24 protein-coding genes and 1 pseudogene are annotated in these 25,576 nt (G+C 56.2%); 17 read left to right on the forward strand and 8 right to left on the reverse strand.

Annotation, left to right across the window (positions count from 1 at the left end; genetic code table 11):
• Window positions 1-5 precede the first annotated feature (5 nt).
• Entirely contained in the window at window positions 6-2,936 is a 2,931-nt protein-coding gene (locus B0G74_RS34100) for a Tn3 family transposase (protein WP_132380568.1), read from the reverse strand.
• A 161-nt stretch (window positions 2,937-3,097) separates the two neighbouring features.
• Here B0G74_RS34100 and B0G74_RS34105 point away from each other — a divergent pair.
• A pseudogene (locus B0G74_RS34105) lies at window positions 3,098-3,316 on the forward strand (integrase core domain-containing protein); the annotation flags it as partial.
• Window positions 3,317-3,808: 492 nt separating this feature from the next.
• On the opposite strand, the gene B0G74_RS34110 reads toward B0G74_RS34105, so the two are convergent.
• A complete protein-coding gene (locus B0G74_RS34110; protein ID WP_132380570.1) occupies window positions 3,809-5,563 on the reverse strand; it encodes an extracellular solute-binding protein in 1,755 nt (584 codons plus the stop codon).
• A gap of 166 nt (window positions 5,564-5,729) precedes the next feature.
• On the opposite strand from B0G74_RS34110, the gene B0G74_RS34115 reads away from it, so the two are divergent.
• From B0G74_RS34115 to B0G74_RS47050, 11 genes are all read left to right on the forward strand, one after another.
• Window positions 5,730-6,020 carry a YciI family protein gene (locus tag B0G74_RS34115; protein WP_132380572.1) on the forward strand — a complete coding sequence of 97 codons (291 nt, stop codon included), beginning with the start codon at window positions 5,730-5,732 and terminating at the stop codon, window positions 6,018-6,020.
• A gap of 42 nt (window positions 6,021-6,062) precedes the next feature.
• On the forward strand, window positions 6,063-6,947 hold the full coding sequence (locus B0G74_RS34120) for an NAD(P)-dependent oxidoreductase (protein WP_132380574.1): 885 nt from the start codon (window positions 6,063-6,065) through the stop codon (window positions 6,945-6,947).
• A 105-nt stretch (window positions 6,948-7,052) separates the two neighbouring features.
• Window positions 7,053-8,063 (forward strand): Gfo/Idh/MocA family oxidoreductase, encoded by a 1,011-nt coding sequence (locus B0G74_RS34125; protein WP_207915750.1) that lies wholly within the window; start codon window positions 7,053-7,055, stop codon window positions 8,061-8,063.
• A gap of 30 nt (window positions 8,064-8,093) precedes the next feature.
• On the forward strand, window positions 8,094-9,068 hold the full coding sequence (locus B0G74_RS34130; protein WP_132380576.1) for a zinc-binding dehydrogenase: 975 nt from the start codon (window positions 8,094-8,096) through the stop codon (window positions 9,066-9,068).
• A gap of 145 nt (window positions 9,069-9,213) precedes the next feature.
• On the forward strand, window positions 9,214-10,092 hold the full coding sequence (locus tag B0G74_RS34135) for an intradiol ring-cleavage dioxygenase (protein ID WP_132380578.1): 879 nt from the start codon (window positions 9,214-9,216) through the stop codon (window positions 10,090-10,092).
• 174 nt (window positions 10,093-10,266) lie between these two features.
• The gene (locus B0G74_RS34140; RefSeq protein ID WP_132380580.1) at window positions 10,267-11,343 is read left to right on the forward strand and encodes a maleylacetate reductase; all 1,077 of its coding nucleotides are present in this window, start codon (window positions 10,267-10,269) and stop codon (window positions 11,341-11,343) included.
• A gap of 101 nt (window positions 11,344-11,444) precedes the next feature.
• Window positions 11,445-12,518, forward strand: coding sequence for a zinc-binding dehydrogenase (locus B0G74_RS34145; RefSeq protein ID WP_132380582.1), 1,074 nt, complete (start codon window positions 11,445-11,447; stop codon window positions 12,516-12,518).
• 54 nt (window positions 12,519-12,572) lie between these two features.
• Complete coding sequence (locus tag B0G74_RS34150; RefSeq protein ID WP_132380584.1) at window positions 12,573-12,857, forward strand: YciI family protein; 285 nt, start codon at window positions 12,573-12,575, stop codon at window positions 12,855-12,857.
• Between the two features lie 147 nt (window positions 12,858-13,004).
• Window positions 13,005-13,919 (forward strand): LysR family transcriptional regulator, encoded by a 915-nt coding sequence (locus B0G74_RS34155; protein ID WP_132380586.1) that lies wholly within the window; start codon window positions 13,005-13,007, stop codon window positions 13,917-13,919.
• Window positions 13,920-14,201: 282 nt separating this feature from the next.
• Window positions 14,202-14,396 carry a hypothetical protein gene (locus B0G74_RS46280; protein WP_207915751.1) on the forward strand — a complete coding sequence of 65 codons (195 nt, stop codon included), beginning with the start codon at window positions 14,202-14,204 and terminating at the stop codon, window positions 14,394-14,396.
• A 311-nt stretch (window positions 14,397-14,707) separates the two neighbouring features.
• Window positions 14,708-14,842 (forward strand): SEC-C metal-binding domain-containing protein, encoded by a 135-nt coding sequence (locus tag B0G74_RS47050; protein ID WP_243658485.1) that lies wholly within the window; start codon window positions 14,708-14,710, stop codon window positions 14,840-14,842.
• 109 nt (window positions 14,843-14,951) lie between these two features.
• Here B0G74_RS47050 and B0G74_RS34165 read toward each other — a convergent pair whose 3' ends face one another.
• The 6 genes from B0G74_RS34165 to B0G74_RS34190 form a co-directional block, all read right to left on the reverse strand.
• Entirely contained in the window at window positions 14,952-15,725 is a 774-nt protein-coding gene (locus tag B0G74_RS34165) for a glucose 1-dehydrogenase (RefSeq protein ID WP_132380588.1), read from the reverse strand.
• A gap of 224 nt (window positions 15,726-15,949) precedes the next feature.
• Entirely contained in the window at window positions 15,950-16,243 is a 294-nt protein-coding gene (locus tag B0G74_RS34170; protein ID WP_132380590.1) for a hypothetical protein, read from the reverse strand.
• A gap of 90 nt (window positions 16,244-16,333) precedes the next feature.
• A complete protein-coding gene (locus B0G74_RS34175) occupies window positions 16,334-17,305 on the reverse strand; it encodes an ABC transporter permease (RefSeq protein ID WP_165923982.1) in 972 nt (323 codons plus the stop codon).
• 22 nt (window positions 17,306-17,327) lie between these two features.
• On the reverse strand, window positions 17,328-18,848 hold the full coding sequence (locus tag B0G74_RS34180) for a sugar ABC transporter ATP-binding protein (RefSeq protein WP_132380594.1): 1,521 nt from the start codon (window positions 18,846-18,848) through the stop codon (window positions 17,328-17,330).
• On the reverse strand, window positions 18,845-19,795 hold the full coding sequence (locus B0G74_RS34185) for an ABC transporter permease (RefSeq protein ID WP_165923983.1): 951 nt from the start codon (window positions 19,793-19,795) through the stop codon (window positions 18,845-18,847). Before B0G74_RS34185 ends, B0G74_RS34180 begins: the two co-directional genes overlap by 4 nt.
• Before the next feature lie 88 nt (window positions 19,796-19,883).
• On the reverse strand, window positions 19,884-20,987 hold the full coding sequence (locus B0G74_RS34190) for a sugar ABC transporter substrate-binding protein (protein WP_132380598.1): 1,104 nt from the start codon (window positions 20,985-20,987) through the stop codon (window positions 19,884-19,886).
• 417 nt (window positions 20,988-21,404) lie between these two features.
• Between B0G74_RS34190 and B0G74_RS34195 the strand changes: the two genes are divergently transcribed.
• The 5 genes from B0G74_RS34195 (at window position 21,405) to B0G74_RS34215 (ending at window position 25,554) form a co-directional block, all read left to right on the forward strand.
• Window positions 21,405-21,710: a Dabb family protein gene (locus B0G74_RS34195; RefSeq protein ID WP_132380600.1), complete on the forward strand. Its 306-nt coding sequence runs from the start codon at window positions 21,405-21,407 to the stop codon at window positions 21,708-21,710.
• Between the two features lie 84 nt (window positions 21,711-21,794).
• A complete protein-coding gene (gene eboE / locus B0G74_RS34200; protein ID WP_165923984.1) occupies window positions 21,795-22,994 on the forward strand; it encodes a metabolite traffic protein EboE in 1,200 nt (399 codons plus the stop codon).
• 42 nt (window positions 22,995-23,036) lie between these two features.
• Window positions 23,037-23,861 (forward strand): 3-keto-5-aminohexanoate cleavage protein, encoded by an 825-nt coding sequence (locus B0G74_RS34205; protein ID WP_132380602.1) that lies wholly within the window; start codon window positions 23,037-23,039, stop codon window positions 23,859-23,861.
• A 74-nt stretch (window positions 23,862-23,935) separates the two neighbouring features.
• Window positions 23,936-24,703, forward strand: coding sequence for an SDR family oxidoreductase (locus tag B0G74_RS34210; protein ID WP_132380604.1), 768 nt, complete (start codon window positions 23,936-23,938; stop codon window positions 24,701-24,703).
• A 68-nt stretch (window positions 24,704-24,771) separates the two neighbouring features.
• On the forward strand, window positions 24,772-25,554 hold the full coding sequence (locus B0G74_RS34215) for a glucose 1-dehydrogenase (protein WP_132380606.1): 783 nt from the start codon (window positions 24,772-24,774) through the stop codon (window positions 25,552-25,554).
• Window positions 25,555-25,576 lie beyond the last annotated feature (22 nt).

Raw genomic sequence — 25,576 nt, forward strand, 5'->3', positions numbered from 1 at the left:
CTTCACTATCCGGCCGTACGCTGCCAACGTGCCGCATCCAGTAGCATGTCGCGATAACGGTCAATCGGAAAGCTCAACGTACCGCGGAAATTGACATGTGCGAAGTGCGCCGGCCCCAGCCGCCGCAACCAGTCGTCGTCAATTCCCTGTCCTTTGCGTTGCCAGTCATCAAGAGTGGTCTGCATCCGCTGCGTGTTCCACGCAATTACCAGGTTTGTCAGCAACGTCAACGAGCCGGATATTGCAATCATTTCGTCGCGGCGCCGTCCGCGCTCAGGCGCGATCTTGCCGGTATAGATCGCGCGCTGCAGCTGATGAACGGATTCGCCGCGGTTAAGCAACGTATGCATTTCGCGACGAAACTCCAGGTTGCTAAAGTAATCGCACAGGAATAGCGTGCGCAGTAGCTTGCCAAGGTGGTCCGCCGCCCGGTACACCGGGTCACCCTGCGCGGCGCTGCCGAATCGCTGCAAAGCGACACTTGCGCTCACGCGTCCCGAATGAATCGACGCGACGACGCGCAGCAGTTCCTCCCAGCCATCCCGAATTGCCTTGATGGATATTTCGTAGGCAACGACCGATACCAGCCCGTCGGGAGCGGCCACTCGTCGGGGCAAATACAGTTTGCGTTCCGAGAGGTTGCGAAGCCGCGGGCATAGATCGAAACCGAGGAGCTTCGACACCGCCATTCCTACATTCGTGTACCCATGCGTGTCTACCGAAAGTCGCAGCAACCCGCCGTCGTCACGGTTCTCGTTGTGACGGATCACACCCTCGATCGCGACTCCAGCCTGACGTTCGTTTAGCACAATCGGCTGGTTATAAACGATGCCGTGCTGGTCCAGCACGTGCGTATACATACCCACCGCATGAGTGCGACGTCGCGGATCGACCCGCGCATAAAAGAGGTGCCTTGACGTATCAAGACTCATTGAGTCGCTTGATGCCTGCCGTCCGGTGCCCCAGAGTTCCGTAATCGGATGGCTGCGCTGGAATTCAACTACGCGGTCGTTTGCACGCGGCAGCCGACCGGGCATCTCAAGCAGGCGCATTGCCGTCGAAATGTGCGCAGGGTCCAGCTGCGGGATCATGGCGGCAACGTTCTTCGCGTCCATTTCCGTGCCGTGGGCGATCAGCGCAGCGTACAGCGAGACGAGTTCGTTTGCATCGCGCGCCTTGCGTGACCGGAGCACTTCACTGAAGCCCGTGTGGGCATCCGTCTCCATGATAATGTCGGCGAACTGCGCGGTGCCGATCTCCTTGAATATCAGATCCCGCGTGCGTTTCGGTATGCCGTCGGTCGGCAATGCCTCGATTGCGGACAAGTGCAACGCGCCGTCGGTACCGATTGTCACGCGATCTGCCTCTCGCGCCTCCTCCAGCGCAGCAAGGCCTGCCTTCAGGTGTTCCGTCAACCGTTCTAGAAACGGCTCCGCGGTCCCCGGCAACCCGAGCGACGACAGATAGCGCTCGCGATCGCTTTCCCATTGCGTGGGCGGAATCAGCAACTGATCACGCTCCCGGAACGACAGGCTGTGGTTGATCCAGACCGAGCCGCGTCGAAGCCCCTTACGCAGACCTGTGATTGCCGATGCTTCCAGTGCCCGCAACGCGCGCGCCCGATCGTCACCCTTGACGAGATCGCGCCAGGCGGCGCTTACCGGCACATCGCAGTTGGGTGGCAATTCGGTCGCGCCACTGTCATGCAGTGTGCCGATAAGTTCAAACTGTTGCAGGCTTTGTTCTGCTTCGCGGCCTACGAAGCCTAGCTCGCGTAACGGCCCCAGCAGGTTGCGGATGCGGTGATGATCGTCGGTGAGCGCTTCGCGTACGTAGGCTGCATGACTTGCCGGTGATTTGTCCGCGAGGCCGTCCAGCAGTTTGCCTATATCGTCGAGACGTTCCTGCGCCGGACGCTTGCCATCCTGAACCAACGCCTTGATCGCGAGCAGTTGCTGCCGGTATTCGACAGCCGAACGTGCCTGCCGGACCGTCGTACGGTCGTAAGCCTGCCGCACAAGGTCCGAGACCCTGCGTCCTGCCTGATAGAGGAGGGCGTCAGTCAACTCGAGCAGCGTGACCCGCAGGAAAAAAATCAGCTCAATGGTGCGGGTCGACTCCTTGAGTTCACGAACCTTAGCAGGACGGCGAGCCTGGATGCGCTGCGCGTATGCACGCTGCTTTTCGATCGGCACGGCGTCGAGTACCCACGTGTGCGCACCGAGTTCCTTGAGGAACCGAACCTTCGCGAGGGTTTCGGTAAGCGTCGTCGGGCTGTGTCGCGCGGGCGGCGTCTTCAGCCATTCGAGAACTCTCATGCCGGAGGTCCCATGCTGGGCAGAGAGGACAGAATCGGCATGCATTAACTGCGTTTCCGTGACTGCTGCTTTGATAAGTGCGAGCAGACCACGCTCAAGGTCCGACCAGATCTTGCGGCCGAGATCGCGCAATTTCCGCTCGGAGGGTATCAGGATGCGACGCTCATACAGCCAGTAATGGACGTGCTGGAGCAGCTCTTCAAGGGTAAGTGATTCGGCGGCATCCTGTCGCATCCACTCTTCCAGTGCCGCCCAGTGGTTCGGTTCGATCGACGTCAGGCCGAGATATTCGCAGGTCCAGACCTGATGCTCGTACAGCGTCTTATAGCGTTGATAAAGTGTGTGAAGGGAGGCGATCGTCGGGGTAGGAAGGCCAAGCCGCTCGCCAACGTAGTGCAGTAACGCGCGCGGCAGTGTGCCGACATGATCAAGGGTGTGGCCGCTGGCACGCAAAAAGACTAGTTGGATGGCAACGCCAGCTCGGCGATCGCGCCAGAATCGCTCGTTGATCGCGGCAATGTCGCTGTCAGTCAACGCGAAGTAGCGCTCCACGTCGAATTCCGACAGTCGGGAGGGCAGGCGATCCTGCCCCACATAGCGAAATTCCAGGCCTGGCATCTCCTCCCTCCCGTCAAGGTGGCGCGATCTGTAATCGCGGGCGGGTACGGTATCGCAGGCGCTTTTGGTTGTTCAGACAAAAGTCAGATCCGATGGCAGTTCGCGAAATCAGGCTCTGAAGGGAAAACCGCCAGATTTAGCACGAAAAGGACGAATACCCCTACGACAACGCTCTGGCCGAAACGATCAACGGCTTGTATAAGGCCGAAGTTGTGCATCGGCGTTCATGGCGTACGCTCCAAGACGTCGAGCTCGCCACGCTCGAATGGGTTCACTGGTATAACCATCATCGATTGCTCGGCCCGCTCGGATACGTGTCGCCGGCGGAAGCAGAGAAAGTCTACAATCGGAATCTGGCGAGGCCCGCTCGCGCGGCGTAGCGCCAAACTCGGCAGTCTCCGACAAAGCCGGGGCGGTTCAATTCCCCGATGGCGCCTTGACGACGTACATCCATAACAAATGGATGTAACCGGCCATTCACCGTTTTGGTCAGAGCCTCTCAGCAGCTTTGGCTCCTCGAAGCTAACGAGGTTTGCAACAGTTCACTTACGTTGCGCATGCGGAACTTGCCTGGCCCCGACACCGCGCGGCTGCTGGCAGTGTCGATTCCCTCCCGTCACCCGAGTGAATCGCCCGTAAGGCGGGTACGTTGTCCCCGAAGCTTCGAACCCGACCGTTACCAGTCGCGCACGTCCGCGTAGGCAACTGCTGGTCGTACAGCAGGTCACGGTTTCAAACTCCGATATTCAGTTTGTTGAATGTGACAAGGCTGAGAAGAGCTTTGCCATCCACTGCATTGCCGATTTACGTCCGGCGGACGGCGACACGCGTCGCACTTGTTAACGCTTCTTAGTATCAGTTGAGCCGGCAACCTAGCTGTCCGATGACAACGAGTCCAACAAGTCCTGAACTTTGGTATGCGCGCTCCGCAGGGCATCTACGTGCGAGGTCAATCCACATAACGCATTGTGGATCTCGACGCCAAGAATCTCCTCAATACGTGTGTATACAGGCGTGAGAGGCCGCATGGAATTGCAAATCAAGCCGTTCCGAGCGAGATTGTCGACGAAACTGACGATCGGCGAGACGACGTTAAGGTCAGGGTCTGAACTCACGCTGAAACGAGGCGCCACGGGCAATTCATTCTGAACGCTCGACCTCATCGCCTCCGACGAGGTCATCCATCTGATAGCTTGTTGAGCAAGCGCTGCCCGTTCCGGGGGCAAGTTGCTCGGTACGGCAAGAAAGAATCCGCCAAGCGGAACCGAGCGACGAACTCCATGCACATTTGGATGCGGCAGAAATTCGACTTTCCCTTTAACTTTCGACCGGAAATCTAGCTCCAGACGTGCCGCACGCATCGACCACGCGTAACACAGTGCTGCCCGCCCCGACATAAATTCGTTGAAACTGTCTTCCCAGTTGAAGGCGAGAGTGTCGGGTGGTGAAACCGACAGAAGCTGTTGCATGAACGCAAGCGTCGCGTGCGCCGCTTTGCTATCAAGACGGGCGCGAGTTCCTTTCCGGCCAGAAGACTTAGAGTGGATCTGCGCCTCCAACACCTCATCAGCGATAACTGTGCCACCGTGTGCGTTCAGAAAAAACATGAATGCGCTTGCAACTGGCATTCCTCTCGCAGCATTCCATACGAGGCCGTACTGCGCCCGCTTCGGCTTATGCAGTCGGCGAGCTACAGAGAGCAGGTCCTTCAGCGTCGTGGGATAAGGTAACGCGTTGTCCTCGAACACGTCGCGTCGTGCTAGCAGTGACTCGACGGTCACGTACAACGGCATCCCATAGAGACGGTCCTCATAACGCACGCACTCTAACGCCACCGGGTGAAAATCGCCCAGATTCGCAGACGGTGCACTTATGTCGATGTTCAAGGGAGAAATCAGCTCCTTTCGGGCAAATTCCGCCAGCCAAGGGTAGTTGAGCGTGACAATGTCGAACTGCGATTCGCTGCGAGCTCCGTTTGCCAGCGCAGCCTCGTAGAGTTCCTGCAGCTTTGCGAGCTCGAAATCCTCGCTGCGCCCCACGTTCGCGCGAAAATCGATCCACAGGTTTCGCAGCGCAACAAAGTAGTTGTCGTCGTGGAACAGGAATCTGAGCCGCTTGCCGGTGCCGCCCCGCGACGTCAGCAAATCGGCTGGCGGCAATAACCCATCTATAGATCCCCGTGGCTCGCCGAAGTAGTACTGATCCGAGCTCTGGCTGTCGTCGCGATGCCCGACGAGCGTCGCAACCATCGACTTGACGTGAATCGCAAGGCTCTCGAAACCCTCTAGCAACGTCTGGCTGGGCAACAACAAATGTGACTTGCCGGTTGGCGAAGCTGGAACGACGTCAATTAGCCCTTGGTCGATCAAACAGTTGACGCGGCGGTGGGCAGTTCCGTAGGTCAGACCCGACGCTTTGATGAGATCTGAAATCGAGACGGCCTGCTGTTGCAACTTTGCCTTCACCAGGTAGCTTGTAAGAGCCCAGTCGGAATCTGGCGACATGCCTCGAATCTGCAGGGTGAACGGAGCCCTCGTGCTCTCGATGAACTCAATAATCCTCAGGAACTCCTGGTCATTCATCGCTGGAGCGCTAGTGTTTTCCCTGAGTTTGGGCGGTTTTTGCATGAACTGGGCGCATTGCGGACCTCAAATGTCCATTTTGGATGAGCCGCAGATTGGTGTCCAGAGCGACAGCAACTAACCTAACGCCAAAGGGTCACGAATCAAAAGCCCAACCAGTCGCGGATCGCGTAACCCACGTGATGTCGCAAGGACTGTACAGGAGACGGAAATGCATTTCATCGTCCACTGTCTCGATCATGAGGATGCGCTGCAACGCCGCCTCGTAAATTACGAGGCACATCGGGAATATCTCGCCAGCGCGAAAGTGCAATCGGTCATCTCCGGACCGCTGGTGTCTGATGATGGGCAAACGATGATCGGCAGTTGCTTCATATTTGAAGCTGGAAGCAAAGAGGACGTGGTCAATTTCAATCGGAATGATCCGTTCACTGTAGCTGGAGTGTGGCAGCAGGTAAGCATCCACGGTTTCCTGATGCGCATTGACAATCGCGACGAGTGAACTGGATCGAAGATCCGCTACAGAGAAATTGGTAAGGAAATCATGGACAACGCTATCGCTTTTGTCGGCCTAGGCAAGATGGGCCTACCGATGGCCCTGCATCTTGCAAATGCTGGGCACGCAGTCGTCGGTTTTGATCCTTCAGCCGAACGTCGGACTCTGGCAGACCATGCGGCGTTGCCAGTTACGTCTGCGGTCGACGAGTTGATAAAGAGCAGTTCCATGATGATTTCGTCGCTGCCCAACGACGAAGCGCTCGAACAGGTGAGCGCTCTACTCTGCCGTTCTGCGAACGCCGGCTCTATCTACATCGACGCCAGTACTGTGTCGCTGGAAGCTTCCGCCAGAGTTGCGCAAGAATTGGCGCACGCGGGCATCACCTATCTTCGCTGCACAGTATCGGGAAACAATGTCATGGCAGAGGCTGCCAAGCTGACCATCATGGTGTCGGGTGATCAGCCAGCGTTCGAAGCATGTAAAAAGATCTTCCAATGTTGGGGTGAGAAGAGCTTTTACCTCGGCGACGGCGAACAAGCCAGGTTAATGAAGTTGGCAATCAACCTCATGATCATGCTGACCTCCGGAATGCTGGCGGAAGCGCTGTCTCTCGGCAGAAAGGGTGGATTGGAATGGTCCGATATGTGGCAAGTCATCGACGCAAGTGCCGTTGGCTCACCGATAGTGAAAGCCAAGGCTAGCGCGCTGTCGAAGCGAGACTTCACCGCGACGTTCACTGTCGAGCAGATGCGGAAAGACGTCGGTCTCATCCTGGATGCCGGAAAGATGCTTAACGTGCCGTTGGGACTGACAGCTCTGACCGCTCAACTGTTATCGAGTGCGTCGGCGCAAGGTTACGCCGGAGAGGATTATGCAGCAATTATCAAGGTAGTTGAGCAAGCAGCGAACTTGAGTGAAGTAACTCTGTGAGTTCGCAATGAACTCTCGCAGTATTCACTAAAGGTAGTCAAAGGAATCGAAGAACAAGCAGGATCTGAGAGCCAAATTAATTATCCACGCATTTAGGATGGCGAAGTGAAAAAACGACCGGTGAAAGCAGCGATGATTGGTCTCGGATGGTGGGGCCGGAAGATGGTGGCTGTCGCGAAAGGTGCGGCCGACGATCTTGAAGTCGTATCCGCAGTGGAGCCGTACGGCGATACGGCAGCCGCATTCTGCAAAGAGAACGACATCCGATTTTTCTCGGATTACTCGGCGGCTCTAGCTGATCTCGAAGTCGAGGCGGTTATCCTCGCGACTCCGCACGATTTGCATGAGGAGCAGATCGATCTGGCGGTTAAGGCGGGCAAGCACATCTTCTGCGAGAAACCTCTCGCGTTGACTCGCGAAGGTGCTGTTCGCGCGGTCAAGGCGTGCGAATCGCACGGACTTGTGTTAGGGATGGGGCATGAGCGGCGGTTCGAGCCGCCGGTTGCCCAGATGCTCGCGGCGGCCGCCGATGGATCGCTCGGCAGGATTTTGCAGATCGAAGCGAATTTTAGTCATGACAAGTTTCTGAGTCTCGATCCCTCCAACTGGCGGCTGAATGCAAGTCATGCGCCGGCAGCTGGCATGACCGCGACGGGTATTCACCTCACTGACCTTGCAGTCAAGCTACTTGGTCCGGCACGCGACGTCCGCGTCGTCTGTGAAAACCTAGCCTCGTCCTTTCCGCAAGGCGACACGCTGAGCGCTCACGTCCGCTTCAAGGACGGTGGGACCGCATATGTAAGCGCCACGCTTGTTACACCTTTTGTGTCGCGATTCGCTGTTTTCGGCACGAAGGGCTGGATCGACATCCGGGATAAGGCGCATGTGGAGTCACCCGACGGATGGGTTGTTACCAAGACCTCGACAGGCATGCCCATTGAGGTTAGCCACGTGCCTCCCGCTGAGCCGGTTCGCGACAACCTCGTCGCGTTCGCCCGCGCAGTACGCGGAGAAACCGAGTATCCGATCAAGGGCTCGGAGATGGTTGAAAACATCGCGCTTCTGGAAGCAATCATCGCATCGGCCCAAAACGGGCAAGTAGTGACCGTCGCTTGATGGCGTCCTCAAAACATCTTGGAGACTGAAATGAAAGCTCTTGTATTCGAAGCTCCCGAACAGCCAGTTGTCAAAGACGTGCCTGTTCCGCAGATGAAAGACACCGAAGTAATGATCCGCACTCGTGCGGTCGGAATTTGCCATTCTGACTATGAGTTGCTTGGCGGTCGTTACATCATCCCGATCTCCTATCCGGTCACACCTGGACACGAATGGTGTGGTGAGGTCATTGAGGTGGGCAAGCTTGTATCGGGACTGGCGGTCGGAGATCGTGTCGTGGGCGAATGTGTCGTTGAAACCCCGGAGCGCCTCCATCACTTCGGCTTTTCGATGGATGGCGCCGATCGTGAATTCTTTGCGGTCTCACCGGAATGGCTTCACAAGCTTCCCCCCAATCTCGATGACACAACGGGCTCCCTTATCGAGCCTTTCACCTGCGGCTACTACGCGGTAATGCGCTCTGGAGGCACCAATGCCAGCGAAACCGTGGTGGTGTCAGGTGGTGGAACGATCGGGCTGTGTTCGGCTGCGGCAGCTATAGGCATGGGAGCGCGCGTCATCGTAATCGACCCGGTTGCACGTCGTAGAGAAGCTGCTCTGAAGCTCGGTGCCGAGGCCGTTCTCGACCCCGCGGATAATGTGATTGAGCAGGTCAAGGCGCTCACGGGCGGCAAAGGCGCGGAATTGGTTATCGAAGCCTCGGGACATGACGCGTCGGTTAGCAAAGTGTTCGAGCTTGCGGCCGAAGAAGGACGAGTGTCGATGGTCGGTATCAGTATCGACCGGATGCTGACGTCCAACCTTGGTCAGATCCAGATGCGCAACCTGACGGTTCGCGGTTGTATCGGATCGCCGGGCGTTTGGCCTGCAGCGATTCGATTCCTCGAAAAAACCGGGATCGATCTGTCGCCCATCCAGACCCATCGTTTCGATCTCAAGGACGCGGTGGAAGCACTGAACATCAAGCCGAGCGAATGCATCAAGGTGACGCTCACGAACGACTGAGCTTGCCCATGGAGATGGTCGGTCGTACGGCTGGGGCCGATACGGCCGGACCTCGCACCCCAGGCACCGGGACTCACACGGCACGACACCGCCGCAGTACCTGAAGACCCGGTCTTTGAAATACTCATCAAGCGCGGAGACGCCCATGCGCAACATCAACGAAAATACGATTACCCAAGCGGTTGTCGAATCGATGCGTGACTCGGGAAATGCAAGACTCCGCACGGTCATGAACAGTCTTGTCCATCACCTGCATGCGTTTGCTCGCGAAGTCAAACTCACGGAAGACGAATGGTTTCACGCGATTCGCTTTCTGACCGAGGTCGGACATATCACGGACGACAAGAGGCAGGAATTTATTCTCCTGTCGGATACCTTGGGACTGTCAATGCTCGTGACTGCGCAGAACAACAAAAAGCCTCCGGAATGTACAGAGGCGACCGTCTTCGGTCCTTTCTTCGTTGATGGCGCGCCAGAGTACAAGAACGGAGACGACATCTCCAACGGTGCGTCTGGTGAGCCATGCTTTGTAAGTGGCCGAGTTCTCGGGTTGGACGGATTGCCGATTTCGGCAGCCAAAATCGACGTGTGGCAGTCGGACGACGAAGGTTTCTACGATGTCCAGAGGCCTCCCGAACCTAATTCCGCGCCCGAACATCAAGCGCGTGGCAGGCTGAGGAGCGCGGCCGACGGTAGTTTCAATTTTCGCTCTATTTTGGCCGTTGCGTACCCAATCCCGCACGATGGTCCGGTGGGACGGATGCTGGAAGCATTGGGCCGGCATCCGTGGCGGCCTGCCCACCTCCACTTCATGATTGAGGCGCCCGGCTACGAAACGCTGGTGACGCATGTCTTCCGTGACGGCGACAAATACCTCGATTCGGATGCGGTCTTCGGCGTGCGATCGTCATTGATCGCCGACTGGGTCCGGCACGACGCCGGCGTCGCTCCAGATGGCACCCAAATGCACAACGCCTTTTACACGCTTCAATACGATTTTGTACTCAACCCCGCAGCAAACTAGGTGTAACAGAAATACCGGGCAGATTTGCGCATTCGACAGCGCGTCGCCGGCAGAGTTGTAGAGGCCGAACACGGGGACGAGTCCATTGAGCGTGCTTTGGCATCCCCGAACCCGACGCTGACCTTCTACGACAACAGATGAAGTTGGGCGAAATTTTTCTATAGAGACTGGGTCATGGAATCGCTTGAATTCGTATACCAGGCACGCGCATCGAGAGTGGTCTTCGGCGAGGGTTCATTGAATCACCTCGAGAGAGAAGTTCTCGCCTTAAACGCCGAACGGGCACTTGTTATTTGTAGTCCCGAGCAGAAAGATACCGGGGCGCATATAGCGCAGCGCCTTGGGCAGCGATGTGCCGGCCTGTTTGATCGTGCTGTCATGCATGTTCCCATCGAGCTGGCGCGTGAGGCACTCGCGGTCGCGCGTCGCCTAAATGCGGATTGCGCCGTTGTCGTGGGTGGTGGATCGGCGATCGGGCTTGGAAAAGCAATCGCACTCGAATCCGAGTTACCAATTCTCGCCATACCGACGACCTACTCGGGAAGCGAGATGACGCCTATCTTCGGCATCACAGAGGCTTCCTTGAAGCGCACCGGCACCGACATCAAGGTGCTGCCAAAAACGGTCATTTACGATCCGACATTGACTACGACGTTGCCAGTCGGCCTGTCGGTCACCAGCGGTATCAATGCGATCGCCCATGCCGCCGAAGGGTTGTATGCACGCGATAGCAATCCCGTGACGAGCATGATGGCAGAAGAAGGCATCAGTGCGCTGGCGGAAGCGCTACCGGCTATCGTCGCTGACCCTTCGGACGTCGCGGCGCGGTCGAAGGCGCTCTATGGCTCCTGGTTGTGCGGCATTGTTCTTGGAAATGTCGGCATGGCTCTCCACCATAAGCTGTGCCATACCGTGGGCGGGAGCTTCAATCTGCCGCACGCGCCAACTCATACGATCATCTTGCCGCACGCTTTGGCCTACAACAGGAATGCCTCACCAGAGGCAATGAAAAGGATCGCGCGTGCACTCAAAGCCGCGGACGCGGCAACAGGCATGCACGAGTTCGCGAAGGAGGTTGGCGCGCCGCTGTCGCTGAAGGACATCGGAATGCGCCAAGACGACCTTGATCGCGCGGCTGACATAGCGGCATCCAATCCGTACTGGAATCCGCAGCCTGTTGACAGGGAAAAGATCAGAAGGCTGCTGCAGGATGCCTTCGATGGCGCTCAACCGCGCACATGGGCTTTATGAAAAGTTGATAACAACAACTAGCGAGATTTCGGCAACCAAGGGCGGGGCAGATGGATCAACCATCGCTTTACCAACTTACGTTCCACTGATGGAGGAGATTTATGAAAGCAGTTCGATTTCATGGCAAGCGCGACATTCGTGTCGAAGAAGTAGCCGCGCCCGAAAAGCCGCTGGCTGACGACGATGTCTTGGTGCGCCCACTGGTATGCGGAATTTGTGGCACGGACTTACACGAATATATCGGCGGACCGATCGTTACACCGAAGACCCCGCACGTATACAGCGGCGCTACGCTTCCGCAGATTCTCGGTCACGAGTTCTCCGCGGAAGTGATGGACGTGGGTCGCGGGATAAAGCACGTCGCGCCAGGCGACAGAATCTCTGTGCAGCCACTCGTCTCGCCTCGTGATGACTATTTTGGGCGTCGAGGACTGTTTCATCTGAGTCCCTGTCAGGCCTGCATTGGCCTTTCGTGGAAGTGGGGCGGGATGGGCCAGCAGGCGGTTGTAAAGGGATATAACGCAATCCCGGTACCCAAGAAACTGACCGACGCGCAGGCAGCGATGCTGGAGCCGACTGCGGTTTCCCTGTATGCGCTGGATCGGGGCCGCGTCACGACCGGTTCGACGGTGCTCATTTCGGGACTCGGTCCAATCGGCGCCTTGGCTCTGCTCGGCGCCAAGGCAGCTGGCGCGTCGAAGATTTTTGTCGCGGAAGTTAATCCGAACCGACTGAGGAAAGCGGCCGAGCTCGTCCCCGACTGCATCACGATCGATCCGTCGAAGACGGACCTGTATGAGGCAATTCGCGACCAGACCGAGGAAGGTGTAGGTGTCGATGCGGCGATTGAATGCGTTGGGCTTGAGAAATCCTTGAACGCCTGTGTAGATGTGGTTCGTCCGCAAGGCGTCGTGGTCCAGGCGGGGTTGCATTCGAAACCTGCGACCGTCGACGCGATGAAATGGGCGCTGAAGGACATTACGGTTGAAGCCACATGGTGCTTCCCGACCTACAGCTTCCCTCGGGTTGCGGCGATGATCGAGAGCGGCGTCCTGCCGGTGGAGAAAGTGGCGACCGCTCAAATCGACATGGACAACGTTGTCCGCGACGGCTTTGAAGCCCTGCTTGATCCAGCCGGCCATCACCTGAAAATTCTGGTCAACGTGGGCGAATAACGGGCGAAGGCATGTTGAACGACCTTCAATTCTGACAAATCGGAGAGATTACAAATGAACTATATTGTTTACTGCCTTGACCATGATGGAATGGTCGAGAAGCGGCTTGCAAACTATGATGCGCACAAGGCTTACCTAGCGACGTCACCAGTAAAGACCCTCGTATCCGGCCCCGTCGTCGCTGAGGATAATCAGACGATGATTGGCAGCTTTTTCCTGTACGAATCCGATTCGATCGAGGAGGTGCGTAGCTTCAATCAAGCCGATCCGTTTAACGAGGCCGGCATCTGGAAGACCGTTGATATTCGACCGTTTCTGAAGCGGGTCGACAACCGTTGACATCCCGGCCACGGCAGCGAGCACATGTAGACCAACCGGCGCAGTATGCGTGAACCTACGTCGTTGTTTGCTGTCAGTCCATGGACGGACAATTTGAGACCTGGTTCGAAAGAAAAATCCCGTGATAGACAAGATGGGAGGAGACTTATGGATCGATGGACAGAACTCGAACTGCTCGCAAAAACGGCCGAACTGGGAAGCTTGAGTCGCGCCGCAGAGGCGCTCGGGATGTCGAATCCTGCAGCTACCCGCTATCTGTCGAGTCTGGAAGATCGACTGGGTGTGAGGCTGGTCGAGCGCAGTACGCGCAGACTCTATTTCACGGAAATCGGCCGTGAATATGTTGAACGTACCAAAGCTATTCTTCAGGATGCCAAGGAATCTGATTCGGCGGCGCAGGCAAGTAACGTCAAGCCGACCGGGACATTGCGGATCACGGCATCCCTATCTTTTAGCATCTTGCATATCGCACCGTTGATACCCGAATATACGCGGTTGTACCCTGACGTATCGGTGCATGTAGAGACCGCAAATCGGTATCTCGACATCATCGACAACAGCATCGACCTGGCGGTCCGTACGCGTGAATATGAGAACGATTCCTCAATCACAATCCGTCGTCTTGCGGAGACACGTCGGATACTCACGGCATCACCCGAATATCTCCGACTGAATGGTGCGCCGGAATGCCCTGAGCAGCTTCTTGAGCACAAGATCCTCAACTACACGTTGTCCAAAAACTATCGAGAGCTGAAGTTCACGCGCTGCGACGAGACGTCGACAGTTGCCGTAGATGGCCTTATGGAGTCGAACGACGGTCAGGTTCTGCGTACTGCTGCGCTTTCCGGCCTAGGGATTCTTGTGCAGCCGAAGTACATCGTATATGACGATGTTAAAGCAGGGAGACTCATTCCTGTCCTGGATCAATGGGATCTGCCACGACTGACGATCAACCTCGCTTATCCAAGCAGGAAGCATCTATCGGCAAAAGTGCGGACATTCATTGACTTGCTAACTGGAACATTTCGCGAGAAAGACTACGAACGCCTTTGGACAAATTGAGGCGGACTGCATGCGCCGCTGCAGGCTCACGGAGCTTTGGGGGCACGGGCGGCATCCTGGCAGATGTGTGAGTGCTTCAGACCACGCACCTATATGGCCAGTCCGTAGAACGCAGATAGCGATGCAATCGCTCATCTGCCGTGCTTATTGACCTCGAAAGCGTACGTCCTTCGAGGCTCGACCACGTTGCGAAGTCAGCGAATAGCGACGCGCCAACGCCACATATCGCTACCTCGGAGTAGGCATGAGAAGAACCTCTGGGTCGATCCTGAAGTCGGTCTTATGCACCTCGCCGACGATTTTTCAGCAGGACTTGACCTCGCGATGGCGGTTCGTCGTGACGGCGTGCAGGGTGCTGCTACTGCGGACGGCGTCTTGACGCGCTTCGCCGACACGACAATTGGTCGCGTGGTTAAGGAGGTCGAGGTGCGGCCGGAATCAGCAACAATCGACCGGGTTTCAGGCTCCTTGCGATGAGCGAGGAGGCCGTTATCGAGATGAGTAGCGCAATAAACCGACAGGCAGCACGTACTCGAGCAGACGGCCAGATACATGACGCGACGTTCGCTTTCAAGGAAGGCTTTGGCATCACGTTCCAATGCACGGACGAGCCCGTACATGTGGCTGGACCTCGTCTGAAATCTCACTGCAAACTGCGTAAATACAGGGAGAAAGCAGAAAGGTGGTTTGGCCTGTGTATGAGTTCGACGGGACCGGATGTGCGGTTCGGGGTTTCGCTGACATATCCATGGACCGAAGACCAGGACATGAATGAGAGAACTCGAGACATGGCAGTTCCGATACCGATCGAACAGGCACTGAGCGCGTTACTGAGTGCGCGCAGCCGAGAAAAAAAGGCCGGCCGAAATGACCCGTGCCCGTGCGGTAGCGGGAGCAAATACAAGAAGCGCTGCCTTAGCTAAGCCGGTCATTTGCCGACGAGAACCTTCCGCCATCGTACGAGAGAGTCGTCTGTTGAAGGTGCCAGCGATCCAGATTTCAGGTCGCTGGCGGACAGCCCCGGCGTAAGTCCTATGAGAATATGACACCACCATTGACGTTCAGCGCCTCGCCCGTCACGTATTCACCTTCGGGCGAGGCGAGATAGACAATGGCCGCAGCGATGTCTTCTGGACGACCGAGGCGCCCCAGGGGAATGCTGTCCTTCACATGCTGAACCTGTTCCTCGTAGGTGATGTTCCGAAGCGCAGCCTCCTCCCTCATGGCTTTCTTCAGCATCTCGGTCTCCGTGTTACCCGGGCAAACTGTGTTTGCCCGTACACCGAAGGGAGCCATCTCAAGGGCCAAGGCCTCGGTCATGCGCATAACAGCGGCCTTAGTCGCGCAATAGACTGCGAAATTGGCGAACCCCTGCTTTGCATACCACGACCCGATGTTGAGGATGCAACCGCTCCTCTGCTCACGCATGACTCGTGCAGCGGCGCGGCTTCCGTTAAATACACCACGGAAGTTGACGTTGTAGATACGGTCAAATTCGGTGTCCGGGGTGTCAGCCATCGCCATCATCGTTTGTACGACGGCTGCATTATTGACGATGAGGTCGAGTCGCCCGAACCTCCTAACCGTGGAGTCTACAAGCGCATCTACCGATTCGCCTTGAACCACATTCACCGATGCCGCCGTTACATCACACTCAGGGACGGCCTTCTGCACCTCTGCAATCGTTTCGTCGCATGATGCGAGGTCTGCCGCAACGACTTTTGCGCCTTCCTGCGCAAGCCGAAGCACGATTCCCCGCCCGACCCCACGCGCGGCACCCGTCACGATTGCTACTTTTCCTTCCAATCTCCGCGAACTCACTATCCACCTCCGCTTTCATTCAGTTGGTTTAATTTCCGTTCAAGAACATTCCTGAATGGGGTGAACCGCTGTTACCACTCGTCATCAACGTACACACACTCGCCACGCGTTCGCAGGTAGACCACACGCCAAAGATACCGTTTGACCCGGAGAACAAACTGAGCGCGTGCCGCTCTGAAATAGTCGGGAATTGCCACGATATGTCTCCTCTACCTGGCATCAATGTTTGTCAGACTTGTGCGCTGCAGGGACTTCTGCGCGACGTCCAAGACAGTTCGGGAACCGTCTCGTCGAGGGTGGTACGAGGCGCAGCGGCGAGAAAGCCGCAGGATGGTCGTCAGGCCAAAATCCTCATGGTCGGGGGAGGCCTGACCTTTTTCGCTCGCAATTTCTACGGCTAGCTCGAATGCGCGAGAACGCTCATTCAGGAAAAGCGCTAGTGCCTTCGCAATGATGCTCATTTCGTACGCGTCAAATTGCACGGTTTCTTCGATCTTGCTCATGGGACACTCATATCAAGAACGGTTACCACATCACCCGGCAAGGCAAGACGGATTAACTCGTAGGCAGCCCGAGTGAAATCCGTCCGACTCTTATTTGACGATGCCGATCTTTGCTCTATCCGTAGTGAGCATCACAGCGATGAGTGCCATGACACCGAATACGATGTTCTGGGTTGTCGGTGCGACGCCAACCATGACGGTAATCACGCGCAACCACGAGGTAATCACTCCTCCAACCAGAGCTGAACCGAGGCCGCCTACGCCCCCAGAGATCGCGGTCCCGCCGAGGACGACACCAACGATAGAAAGGAGCAGAAGATTGCCGGCGATACCGGGTGAACTGAAGCCGGTAATCGAGCTCAGGAGCACGCCCCCGATCCCTGCGCAAAGTGCCGACAATGCGAAAACGACGCAGCGAACTTTGATCGTGTTTACGCCAGACATAATCGCCGTCCGTTCTCCTGCACCCAGCGCGTACAGATCTCGACCGAATCTTGTGTACCGCAACACGACAGCGAGAATGATGGTGACGGCGACCACCACAATGATTGAGTTTGGTATCGGACCCAAGCTCCCGGAGATCCAACCAACGATGGAGTCGTCGTCTGGAATCGGCAAGGCGGTGGCGTTAGAGAGCAGCAACGCGAGACCGGTCACGATACTGAGCGTCGCCAATGTCGTAATGAACGAGGGAAGCTGCAACTTCGCGTGAACATACCCCTGCAGTGCTCCGAACAGAGCCGCGCCGCAGAGAACAACCGGCGTCGCCCACACCCCGAAAATCGGATGGAGTTGGACAATGAGCACACCGACCAACGCAGCGATCCCGGCAACGGAGAGATCGATGCTGCCTGCGAGAATCGGCAGGGTACTACCGACAACAAGAATCAGAAGCGGCGCCGCATCTGTGAAGAAGCTTGAAAGACCGCCCGTCGAAAGCATCCCCGGTGCGAAGAGAGAGCTACCAGCTACGAGCAAGATGAGTACAAGCAGCGGAATTAGTCCGCGCGCCTGGTTGGCGTAGGCTCCAAAATTGGAGCCAAGAGGTTTCGTGGCATTCATTTTCGAGGACTCCCACATTGATTCAGATCATTGCCCTGAGGATGTCCTCTTGGCTCGGGATGACACCTTGCTGGAGATCGTAGGACGCGGTTATCTGTCCATCTCTGAGTACGATCACCCTGTCTGCCAATTCGAGCGCTTCTTCGCTCGTATCCGCAACGAAGACAATAGACAGACCCTGTCTCGCTTGCTCCTTGATCGCCTCGAAAAGGTCGTCACGTGCGCCAGGATCAAGTCCGCGGCTCGGATGGTCGAGGAGTAGAAGCTTCAGCTTTTTCGACATCAACCACTTTCCGAGCACAACCTTTTGCTGGTTGCCGCCGCTGAGACGATTGATCCGATCCTTTCCGGACGTTGCTTTCACCTTCAGCCGCGACATCCATTGGGTCGCAGCAGCCTCTTCCGCCTTGTAGTCGACAAGGAAGCGGCTACGGCCGTATTCGAGGCCATACGTGATGACCATGTTCTGGACGAGCGTCCGACCTGCCAACATGCCTTCCAGACGTCGGTTGGAAGGGAGGTAGGCGATCCCCTTGCTCACGGCCTGGCGTGGGCCTTGGCAAAGCGCTGGGACGTCATCGAGCAGGATTTCTCCAGTGACTGAGTCTTCTGCGCCGAAGATGGTCCGGCACAGCTCTTCCGCCCCAGATCCCTGTACACCGACGAGTCCGACGATTTCGCCCTTTGCAACGTCAAGGTCAAGATTCTTGAACTTGTTGCCATCCGTAAGCTTCCGAATGCTGAGACGCGGCTTGGGGCGCGAACTCTGCACAGTCTGAGTGTGTTCTCGCTCCTTCGTTTCGCGCTCGTGACCAACCATCAATGTGTACAAGTCGTCTCTGTCGATGGTATCTACTTGTTTGTCGGCCACTTTCACGCCGTTTGTCATAACGAGGACACGATCCGAAATCTCCAGAATTTCATCCAGACGGTGCGAGATGAAGACAATCGATGCACGGGTCCTTAGACGTTGAATTTCCCGGAAAAGAATCTTGATTTCGTCGGGATTCAGAACCGACGTGGGCTCGTCAAAAAGGATGATTGGCGGGTGGTCCACCAATTCTTCGATAGCAAGAACCTTGGCTAACTCTACCTGCTGACGCTCAGCGAAACTAAGCTCTTCCACCAGAGCCTCTGGACGGATGTCGACACCGATCTTGTCCAATTGAGCGCGTGCCGCCTTGAACAGCGCGCCCCAACGATATAGGCCGCCTCGAGTCGCATCGTTGGGTTTGTCGATAAAGATGTTCTCGGCCACTGTCAGGTTTGGAACCAGCGACTGCTCCTGATGGACCATTCCAATCCCGAGGGAGGTGGCCATTGCTGCTGACCGAATCCGTACCGGCTCGCCGCGTAAGAGGATCTCCCCAGAGTCGGGGCCTTGAAGACCGGCAAGCATCTTCATGAGTGTGGATTTGCCGGAGCCGTTTTGACCAACCAGTCCCAGCACTTCCCCGGCTCGCAGTTCCAGATTGAAGTTGTCGAGCGCCACAACTTTGCCGAACCGCTTGTTCACGCCTTTCAACTCAAGTATGGTACTCATTTCACGACCCTCAACTTACGACGCATGTGATAGCTGCTGATGCCAACAGCGATGAGGATGACGGCACCGCTGATGATGTTTCGCGAGTACGGTCCCGCACCAATCTGGATCAGCCCGTTGCTCAACACTTCGAGCATCAGCGCACCCAAAGCCGATTGCAAAGCACCACCACGACCACCACTGAGCAAGGTTCCGCCTACCACTGCGGCGCTGATGGCCGGAAACAATTGACCTGCTCCAATATCAGCGTTGCCGTTACCAAGCTGGGCGGAAAGAAGGACACCGCCGAACGCCGCGATTGCGCCTGAAATCACGAATGCGATGAACTTGTAGCGCTTCACCGGCAGACCCGACGCGACGATGATTGCTTCGTCGCCGCCAATTGCGTAGATCATCCGTCCAACCCTGGTGTACTTGAGTACGACGTATGCAACGGCGATCACTGCACAAGCCAAATAGACGATGAGGCCCACGCCGGCAACATGAACAGATGACAATCCAAGAACCAGAGGCTCGTGGATTGCGGGGACGCGTTCTGGAAACAAAACTGCTGCAACCCCCAATCCAATGAACCAGGTACCGAGGGTGACGATCAGCGACGGTGTCTTCCCGACGACATGCAATACACCATTGAATGCGCCGAATCCCACGCCAACCATGATTGCGATGATGATTCCGGCGAATCCGAAGTTATTGCCATTGATGCCATTGGCAACCAGGAGTGAGAGCGTCATGCTCGTAGCCGCGATCACGCCTTGCATGGAGAGATCGATTGCGCCAAGCAGGATCACGAAGCTGAGCCCCACTGCCAGGATCGATGGAACTGCCGCCGCTTCGAGGATGGATCTGAAATTCCCGATGCTAACGAAGCTTCCCGTGATCACCTGGAATACGACAACCATCAAGACAAGGGCGATAAGCGGACCCATGTTGTAAAGGGTTTTCAAGGATAGGGGTCGACTTCTTCCGAAGTGGATGCCTTCGTGTCTAACGCTATTTGAGTTCGCCATGATCTCTCCGACAACTGATCTGAAACTATTTAGCGGCGTTCACGCCGGCCGGGATCTCGCCTTGCGAGTATTTCCAGAAGTCTTTCTTGATGTCGGCATAGGTGTACTTCGGTGCGTTCGCCTTCTGCGCGAGGAACTGGTCGACGTTGTCCTTTGTTACCAACTGCTGCTTCAAATAGAAGTCGCGTTGTGCCTTCGTCAGCTTGTCCGGCTGGATGTCTCCCACAGCCGCCGCGCGCGCCAACGCCATGCTGATGGCACCCTGCAGTACGGCGTCATTCATCACCGTCGCCAACATGTCGCCGCTCTTGACCATATCCAGTCCGACCTTTGAGCCATCGGAACCGGTAACGAACACCTTTCCGTTCAGTTGCTTTTCGCGAAGCGCTGCGACGGCGCCTCGCGCCATCGCATCGTTCGACGCGAAGATCCCGTTGAGCGAATCACCGTAGCGTGCAAGCCAGGTGCGTGAGATGGTCTGCGCCTTCGTTTCTTGCCATTCGCCGACCTGTGTATCGACAAGCTTCATCCCGGGGCACTCCGCGAGCGCTTTTTTTAGCCCCTCCATCCGTTGGAAGGCCGGCGGCGTTGACGGTACGCCTTCGATGGCGGCGATCTGCCCTTTGCCTTTCAGTGCCTTGCAAAGTGCCATCCCCTGCAGGTAGCCAGATTCAACGCCGTCAAACGACGTGTGGGCGACCCACTTGTTGTTCCCCGTATCCCACGGGTGCAGATTTTCCGGACGGTTCCACACGGTCACTACATAAACGCCAGACCGAGCCGATCGCTCAACGACAGCTTTCACATACGCATTTGAAGTGGAGTTTGTAACCAGCGAACAGCCTGTACAGCCGCCGGCGTAAATTGCGCCGAGTTGCGCAAGCAACTGGTCGCCCTGATAGTTGTCGGCTATAACAGTCGATTTGGTACCGACCGATTGGGCGATGGCCTCAACGCCGCGCAGATATTCAGCCCAATATTCCGATGCGGTTTCATCGATGCCGGCGATGAGCTTCGGCGAGTCGGCGGCGATTGCCGTGGACGGGTTAACCAGAATTCCACCGATGAATGCGGTGGCTGAAAGGATTCCTGCGAGCAGTTTCAGACCTGCCTTAGCGTTAGATGCCATGTCCGTCTCCAAATGATTATGTCTGTGAGTTCGCGGCTCGACTGCGAATGGTTTTCGACCGAAGCTGTGGACGCTGTCGTTGCGCTGCAACGTTCGATTCGCAGTGGCCTTGTACAAACGATAGTTTCGCAGCCTGGAAATTAGAAGGGGCCAGGCATAAATGACATTTCCGGTGCGCGGAAAAATCATGAGGGTTACCCTGGGATCGCGGCAATGGATCTTCGACGAGTGTTGCTGACTATGCGTTTCGCGAATTCTTCCGCGAGGAGGAAATTACATTTTTGCTGCGGCAGCTTTCGGGTGTCGGAAACGACACTTATAGTCATCCACACTAGATGCGTGGCGGAGGCAGGTGCACGTAGCTGCCTAAATTCCGCGTGTCATATCGAAATGCAGAATAGATGCAAAAGGCAAAACATGATCAAACATATCGTCATGTGGCAGATCGCGGGTTCCTCGTCAGAGGAAAAAATGAAAGCGATGAATGTCGTTAAGCGCGCCTTCGAGTCGCTTAATGGAAAAATTCCTGGGATGCGAATGCTCGAGGTTGGGATAGATATGAGCCAGGTCGATTACGCCTTTGATGTTGTGCTGTATTCGGAGTTTGATTCGCACGATGCCCTAATAGGCTACGCGGATCATCCTGAGCACTTGCGAGTAAAAGAGCAGATCGGAAGTGTTCGCACCGCGAGGCATCAGGTCGACTATCAAACATCGGCTTGAATTTTAGAAACAAATCCAGCTCAAATTCGGGCGACGATTTAGTCGTGGGAATCACGACAGCGCTTACCAATCCAGGAGACGCAAATGGACATCGGCAACAAATATGGACACCTTTCGTACTCGACCCTAGTCCATCCGGGTGACACATGGGAGCAGATGCGTGAGAGCCTTCACAAGTATCTGCCCCAGGTGAAGAAGCGTGTCTCTCCGCATGCTCCGTTCGGCGTGTCAATCCGCCTGTCCGCTGCGACAGCTGCGGAACTCGTCGAGAACAGAGAGGAGCGCGACGACATCAAACGCTTCTTTAAAGAGAACGATCTCTACGTGTACACGGCGAACGCCTTCGTGTACGGAAGTTTCAAGAACACTCTTGTGAAGGAGCAGGTGTACGAACCGGACTGGCACTCGGAAGAACGCCTGCAGTACACGAAAAATGTTGCAGACATCCTTGCGGATATATCACCGGCGGGTGTTGCTCCATCGATTCAGACGGCGCCCCTTGCATTTCGACCCAAGGTCAATAGCCCCGAATATCTGGCGACTATGACGCGCAACGTGCTACGTATGATCGCGCACCTTGCGGATCTCGAAAGCCGCACTGGACGTCGTGTGACGCTCGCGATTGAACCAGAGCCTGCATGCTATCTGGAAACGACCGACGATGTCGTGACGTACTTCCGCGATCACGTGCATACAGGTGCCGCTGCGCGGCAGCTGGCCGAGATCGGTGGAATGCCAGTGTCTGAAGCGATCGGTTCTTTGCGTCGATATGTCGGCATCGTCTATGACATTTGTCACCAAGCTGTTGAGTGTGAGGACATTGAAGCGTCGTTGAATCGACTCGTCGACGCCGGCATCCCCATCTTCAAGTTGCAGGAAGCGTCTGCTGTTCGGGTGCCGGAAGTCACGCAGGCTAACGTCGACTTACTCAAGAAGTTCGCAGACACGATCTATCTGACGCAAACCACGGAGCAAAAGGACGGGAAAATTCGTCAGTATCTGAACCTCGAAGAAGCGTTTGATGCGTGGGAACGTGACCCCGGTCCCCGTGAGTGGCGAATTCATTTTCACGTCCCCGTATTTCTGGATGCGTTGGGTAGCCTCGGGACAACCCGGTTCGCCATCGAAGAGGCACTTCGTGTTCACAAGGCTCTGCCGCTTTCGACCCATCTGGAAATCGAGACTTACACGTGGGATGTTCTGCCAGATCATTTGAAGACTGGCGACATTGTGGACTATGTGTCGCGCGAACTCGACTGGGTCCGCGGACAGCTGATCGACTAATGCCATCACAGTCGCGAGAACGGCTGTGTAGGAGCCAGGCAAATGAATTCCCTATGCATCGTAAATACGTCGATCCCTTATTTTCGCGATGGTGATTCCGATAGTAAGCAAAGCAGTACGGCCGAATTTGTAGAGATTCTGAAGGCGTCGATCGAACACGGTGCGAGCGTTTTGGACATTGGGGCGGTCGCGCACGCTCTGCAGAACAGCGGAGGCGTTGAGGAACTGAGGTTAGTTATCAATGAAATCAGGGCCAGCTTCCCCGAAGTGATTTTTCAGGTCGCTTGCCGCAACCTGTTTGAGTTGAATCGACTACTTACACATTTTGACGCACTCGATCCCGACATCGTTTCGGTTCCGGTCGCCATCTTTTGCAACAGCGAGGCGATTGGTCTGCTTCGGTCACGCGAGGACCACCTTCGAAAGCTCAGAGGGAAACTCTCATTAGACATTGAAGATCTCTCGATGGTCTTCCGAGCTGTGAAGTTGCAGCACGACGGTCTTCTCGATGGTCGCCTTCGCGTGAATTTCTGCTTGGGCCGCGAGTTCGGCGTGCCATCCGATCGTGATGCCTTTCTGTTTTTTGTGGAAACACTCAGGAGGCTCGCTCCGGAAGCAACATGGACCGGTGTCGGCCGAGGAAAGAGCGAACTGGAACTCGCTCGCTGGTCGATCGAAATGGGCGGCCACGGAAAGGCCACGGTCACACAAGCACAGGGCTCGATTAGCACAAGCGGCAAGCGTGACAACGCAACGCTCTACAAGGTCATTCATCTGTGCAAGGAAAACGGTCGAAGGCCCGCGTCGTTTGCCGAGGCAAGACACATATTGTCGCTGAGAACGGCATTCCAAAGATCCTTTGCCTGACGGCCGCGTAAGTTCGCTCAGGATGCCAGAAGCAAATATCAGCTATCAGATCACTCTCAGGAAGGAGACCTCGTATGAAGAGGCTTGAACAGAAGGTTGCCATTATCACTGGCGCCGGGACGGGTATCGGGGAAGCAACAGCTCGGCGTTTCGCTGAAGAAAACGCAAAGGTCGCTGTGTTCGACGTCGTGAAAGCAGCCGGGGAAGCGACAGCGGCCCGCATCAGGGAGGCGGGTGGCAATGCGATCTTCGTATCTGTCGATGTGACGGATGAGGCTCAGATTCGCGCGGGCGTCGAGGAGGTAGTCGGCCGACTTGGTTCGCCTGACATTCTGGTGAACAACGCCGCCATCACGGGAGTCAACAAGCTCGCTCACGACGTAAGCATCGATGAGTGGGATAAGGTTTTCGCGGTGAATGTGCGCGGCTCGTTTTTGTGCACCAAACATGTCGTTCCGCACATGATGCAAAAGCGCGCAGGTGCCATCGTCAACTTCTCTTCGATCTACGCGCTCATCGGAAACAACGATATTCCTCCGTACCACGCAACGAAAGGCGCGATCCTGGCGATGACCAAAACTGACGCGCTGTGTTACGCAGAATACGGCATTCGCGTCAACGCAGTGCATCCTGGCTCGACGAAAACACCGCTTTTCATGAAAGCAGGTGAAACATATCCGGGAGGGCTGGAAGTGTATCTCGACATGATGAAGAGGCTGCATCCGTTGCGCCTTGGCGAACCGATTGACGTCGCTAACTGCGTTCTGTTCCTGGCGTCAGATGAAGCGGGCTTTGTGACCGGCACGAGCCTCGTCTGTGACGGCGGCTACACGGCGCAATGAGTTCAATTCTACGGGGCGCTTGACAACGCGGATTCACATCTACATCAGGTGGAGAACTGGAGGCAGAAATGAGGCTCAAGGATAAGGTTGTGTTGATCACAGGCGGCGCCCAAGGGATTGGATTCGGCATCGCGTCGAGACTTGCACGTGAGGGTGCGCGTTTGAGCATCGTCGACATTCATCTGGAACAGGCGCAAATGGCCGCCGACGAACTCACTAAGAGCGGTGCGCAAGCGATTGCCATTCGGGCTGACGTAGCGGAGCGCAGCCAGATTCAGGCTGCTATCAAGCAGACGGTCGAGACGTTCGGCCGGTTGGACGTAATGTTCAATAACGCGGGTTTCAATAAGCCGATGCCGTTCCTTGAGATCACGGAAGACAACTGGAACGCGATCATGCGCGTCAACGGGCTCGGCGTGCTTATTGGTACGCAAGAGGCGGCTAAACAGATGATCAAGCAAGGGAACGGCGGCAAGATTATCAATACTGCATCGATCGCTGCCCGACAGGGGTATCCCGATTTCACCCCTTACTGCGCAAGTAAGTTCGCAGTGGTCGCGATCATCCAGGCTGCCGCTAGAGCATTCGCGCAGTACAAGATTACCGTCAACGGATTCTCCCCGGGGGTCGTCGCGACGCCTCTCTGGAAGACGTTGGACAAGGATCTTATGGAGATGGGGGCCAGCTCGAAGCCTGGCGAAGCGATTGACGAGTTTTCCAAGGGAATCCTACTGGGGCGGACCGCGACACCCGATGATCTTGGTGGTACCGGCGCATTTCTTGCGTCGTCAGATTCTGATTACATGACCGGCCAGATAGTAGCGATTGATGGCGGAATGATACTTGTCTAATTGGGGCAACAGAAATGAGAGC

Origin of the sequence: Paraburkholderia sp. BL9I2N2 (assembly GCF_004339745.1) — a bacterium.
Lineage (GTDB): Bacteria > Pseudomonadota > Gammaproteobacteria > Burkholderiales > Burkholderiaceae > Paraburkholderia.